The following is a 2604-nucleotide window of genomic DNA, read 5'->3' as shown; positions in this document are numbered from 1 at the left end:
ATCTCCTCGCGCGTCGGCGGGCGGCGCTCCGGCCACCAGGTCTCGTCCCAGCCGTGCCCCCATACCAGAGCGCCCGGGTACTCGGCCACGTGGTCGCGCAGCGCGTGCAGGAACTCCGTCAGCGAGGCGCAGCCGGTCAGGTCCAGCCCGTTGAGCAGCACGCCGGTGGAGGTCGCGTGCACGTGCGCGTCGACGAACGCGGGCGCGACGAACGCGCCCTCCAGGTCCACGATCTCGGCGTCGGGGTGCAGCGCGCGGCCGACGTCGTCGGAGCCGAGCCAGGAGATGGTGCCATCGGTCACGGCCATCGCCGTGGCGGCGGCGTCGACGGGCGAGTGGATTCGTCCGCCGAGCAGCAACGTGGTCTCGGACATGTCCTTCGTGCTTCCCCGTCTCGGGTTTTCGCTGCGATCGCGACCGGCGCGCGACGCCGGTATGGGCTGGTTCGGGCGAGCTTACCCGCCTCCGCGCGAGCCGCGACGGACCGTCGACCCGATCAGCTGCGCGGTTGCTCGTCCGACCGCTCTGCCTGCGCAGATCGCTGCGGCGGCAACAACTTCGGCCCGGCGTCCGCGGTGGGCTCGTCGTCCTCGGTGACCGAGACCACCTCGCCGTCGATCACATCGCTGCCCGCCGAGCCGCGCTCACGGCGCACCCGCTGGGTGTGCAACCACACCTGGTCCTGCATCTGCTTCGACCGCCGCTCGGCGGCGCGCAGCATCCGCTTGCGCAGCACCGCGCGGATCGGTGGGAACAGCAGCAGCAAACCCGCGACGTCGCTGAGCAGGCCGGGAAGGATGATCAGGAGACCGGAGGCGGCGATGAGCACGCCGTCGGAGATCTCCCGGTCCGGGGAGCGCCGCAGCCGCGCTGCCTCCCGGAACTCCACCATCGTGCGGCGCCCCTCCCGGCGCAGCAGCCAGGCGCCCAGCACCGCCCCGGCCACCAGCAGCCCGAGGGTGGGCAGCACCCCGATCACCTGCCCGAGCGCCACCAGCACGGCGATCTCGGCAGCCACGGCGATCAGGAGCACAACGAAGATCGGCACGGCAGGGCCCTCCTGTCGACTTGCGGTCACCGGGTACAACGAACCAGACCCGGCAAATGCTCCCGCACCGGCCAGAGGTGATGGAGATCCTCCTCCGCGGCCCCCATAGAATTCCTGCGATGCGGGCGCACAGAACGAGAACACTCCTCTTCGCGGCGGTCAGCGGGGTGCTGGCGCTCGCGCTGCTGGTCAGCGACCAATACCTGCCGGGACTCCCGCTGCAGCCCAAGCAGCTCCCGTCCGCCGTGGTCACCATGGGCGACAGCACGCTGTCCGGCGAGGGTGGCGGCGATTACGTCGGCGGCACCAACGGCGAGCGCGGGAACTGGTGCCACCGCTCGGTCGCCGCGCCGATCAACCAGCTGCAGCTGCCGGAGGACGTGACCCGCATCAACCTCGCCTGCTCCGGTGCGCGCGCGGAGGTCGTCGGCGCCGACCCGGAACCCGGCCACGCGGAGGGCTCGCAGTCCGAGCAACTTGCCGAGCTGGCCAAGCGCTACCGCATCACCGACGTCGTGGTGCAGGTCGGCGCGAACGACGACGTGGGGTTCACCGACGTGGTCAACCAGTGCGTCGAAGCCTGGGTGCGTCGCGACGACCTGGGCTGCTCCGGGCCACTGCGCTCGGAGTGGCCGCAGCGCGTCGAGCGGATGAAGCCGAAGGTGCGCAGCGCGCTGGACGACGTCCGGGCCGCGATGGACAGCGCCGGGTACACGCCGAGCAGCTACTCGCTGATCGTGCAGTCCTACGCCTCCCCCGTCGGCCCCGGCGTGCGCCCCGAGCTGCAGAACCTGTCCGGCTGCCCGTTCCTGACCAGCGACCTGCAGTGGATCCGCGACACCGGGGTGCCGCAGCTGTCGAGCGGGCTGCGCGACGTCGCCCAGCAGGTCGGTGCCCGGTTCCTGGACCTCTCCCGCGCGGGCTTAGGCCACGAGGCCTGCACCGGGAATCCGAAGACGGGCGACGGCGAGTGGTTCACGCGCCTGTCGGTGGACTGGGCGAGCCTCCAGGACGAATCGCGCGCCGCGCACGCGATGCAGGAGTCCTACCACGCCAACGCGGCAGGTCACCGCCAGCTGGGCCGCTGCCTGAGCGAGTTCCTCCCCAGCGCGGAGCCGACGGCGGTCTGCCTCCCGGACGACCGCGGAAACCTCCACCCGGTCCCCGCCCACAACGCCGCCCTCCACCCCTGACGGCCCTCGCGCACAACAACATTCGTCGTGAGGACCGGCCGACCCCAACCCCCTGAGCACATGGCTCCGCCGTGCGCAACGACATTCGGTGTCCGCCCCGGCAGACCGCCCGAAAGTCCCGGCCCACACCGCAGTTTCAATTGAAACTGCGGTCCACCGCGCCTGGGATCTGCAGTTTCAATTGAAACTGCACCCCTCCGCGTGTCGGGACCTCGGTGTGTCGGGGCCTGGGACACGGCGTCTGGCCTGGGGTTCCGCAAATTCAATGGAAATTGGATGTGCGATTTCCATTGAATTTGCGTCACTTCGGCGTGTCGGGGGACGACATGCCGGGGTGTGTCGGGGTACTCCGCGATTCCGCCG

The 2604-nt window shown here is 70.7% G+C and carries 3 protein-coding genes; 1 reads left to right on the top strand and 2 read right to left on the bottom strand.

Going from position 1 to position 2604, the window contains the following annotated elements:
• Both ABTZ89_RS37885 and ABTZ89_RS37880 read right to left on the bottom strand, forming a co-directional pair.
• Positions 1–374: amidohydrolase family protein (locus ABTZ89_RS37885; protein ID WP_351054124.1), on the bottom strand; the 374-nt coding region annotated here is incomplete at its 3' end.
• 122 nt (positions 375–496) lie between these two features.
• The gene (locus ABTZ89_RS37880) at positions 497–1048 is read right to left on the bottom strand and encodes an FxsA family protein (protein ID WP_270954440.1); all 552 of its coding nucleotides are present in this window, start codon (positions 1046–1048) and stop codon (positions 497–499) included.
• 119 nt (positions 1049–1167) lie between these two features.
• Between ABTZ89_RS37880 and ABTZ89_RS37875 the strand changes: the two genes are divergently transcribed.
• Positions 1168–2241: a GDSL-type esterase/lipase family protein gene (locus ABTZ89_RS37875; protein WP_270954441.1), complete on the top strand. Its 1074-nt coding sequence runs from the start codon at positions 1168–1170 to the stop codon at positions 2239–2241.
• Positions 2242–2604 lie beyond the last annotated feature (363 nt).

Source organism: Saccharopolyspora sp. NPDC002686, from assembly GCF_040295745.1.
Lineage (GTDB): Bacteria > Actinomycetota > Actinomycetes > Mycobacteriales > Pseudonocardiaceae > Saccharopolyspora > Saccharopolyspora oryzae.
Note: the sequence above shows the minus strand (reverse complement) of the source record. Positions and strands in the feature narration are given on the sequence as shown.

Coding starts and splice junctions, on each gene's coding strand:
- ABTZ89_RS37875 (WP_270954441.1), top strand. CDS start 1,168: ATGCGGGCGCACAGAACGAGAACACTCCTCTTCGCGGCGGTCAGCGGG.